This window comes from Oleiphilus sp. HI0043, assembly GCF_001634935.1.
Map to the genome: position 1 here is coordinate 1 of NZ_LWEY01001169.1, position 1605 is coordinate 1605.

1 protein-coding gene is annotated in these 1605 nt (G+C 40.4%); it reads right to left on the minus strand.

Annotated elements, in window-relative coordinates; genetic code table 11:
• Nucleotides 1–100: 100 nt before the first annotated feature.
• Nucleotides 101–1393: a PA14 domain-containing protein gene (locus tag A3729_RS13465; protein ID WP_068507537.1), complete on the minus strand. Its 1293-nt coding sequence runs from the start codon at nucleotides 1391–1393 to the stop codon at nucleotides 101–103.
• Nucleotides 1394–1605 lie beyond the last annotated feature (212 nt).

Here is a 1605-nt window from a genome sequence, read left to right on the forward strand (position 1 = left end):
ACCGTCACATAAATGTAACAATTATTTGAATTTATTTAACTTGGTAGCAAAATCCCGGCAACAAATCCACCTTATATTGGTACAAGGCAATTACAATTCTCTATATATTTACTTCGACAATCGAAGACTTTTTGCTCTCAGAGTTATCCTTAGTCACGGTACTGATCGCAAAGTAATGAGTACCAGCGCTTAGAGATTCCAAAGCAACCGAAGTCGCTTCAGGGTCTGTTACGGTTATTAGCAACACCATATTGCCACTACTTGCCCCACGATAAATTTTATAAGACTTGATATCGCCCTGGCTCAAAGCGCTTCCATCCTCTCTAGTGTTTGGTGCCGACCAATTAAGCTCAACAGCGTAAATATCTTGTCCACCCGAATCAGGGGTTGACGGGAGTTCCGGTACGCTGCTTGCGTTGTCTATTTGTGTCCCTGCCAAATATTCATCAAGATTAGACGAGCCATCACCATCATTGTCATTTACGGCGTCCGATGAATCTAGAACGTTGAGACCAACCAATACCTCATACCCATCAGGAATACCGTCGTTATCGGTGTCCTCATCTAGTGGGTTGCTTAGAATGAAATACTCATCAACATTGCTTAATAGGTCGCCATCACTATCAGAAAAAGCATCGGCATCATCATTAGGATCTGTTCCAATCGCTAATTCATAGAAATTAGGTAAACCGTCATTATCACTGTCTATTGGCAGATAGCGATTATCATAGGGGGATAGAAGGTTACCTGAGTGGTAACCGACATGATAACCATCCTGGTAACTTTCAGCTAAACCTGATTCGTGGTCATAGTATGCTAAGTTTTCACTCGTTAGCGTGGTCAGCTCAAAACCTGGCCCTGACCATGAGACATTTAAGTAGTCTCCACCTAGGTGGTCTTTATGCAATACTTCGAAATAGTATGGTGTTCCAGCGTCTAAGTTAATAGTAGGCGACTTCTGAGTTTTATAACGATCCCAAATTTTGTATCCAGAAGGCTTATTAACAAAAGCGATCAATCGCTTATTGTCGGGAGTATCATCGCCAGATAACCAAACTTCTGCGCTTTCGTCTGCGCTTAGCCAGAAGGTATAGGCACCGCTTTCGGGGACCATAAGCAAACCTCTTAGCCGTTGCCCATATTTATCGCCCTTTGAATCAATAAAGTCTAGCTCCTGGACAAGTTCACTTGAACTAGAGCTGAGCGGAAATCGAGCATTTCTAGTTAGAGCTCTTACATTTTTACCCCCGATAGATTTCCACATTTGGAGCTCTATACCGCCATCATCGGCAGCAGTGGGCGGCAATTCATTTACTGCAAGAGAAATAGTTTTAGTTGTAGTGCACGCACTGAGCAAAAGGACAGATAAAATAGTAAAGAATTTATAGTTCATTGCGTATACTCCTTACGAATATTGAAATCAATGATTCAAGTATTACGCATATTAATGATTAACATAACAAGGTGCTTTATACCCATTATTCATAATAGGCGAAATGGAAATAACCACTTAATAATCAGTAACATTATGGTACTTCCTGTTATTTTATCGATTAAACTATTTTTACTTCGTAATTCAATTTTTTAAGTAGCTCACCTAAAGTT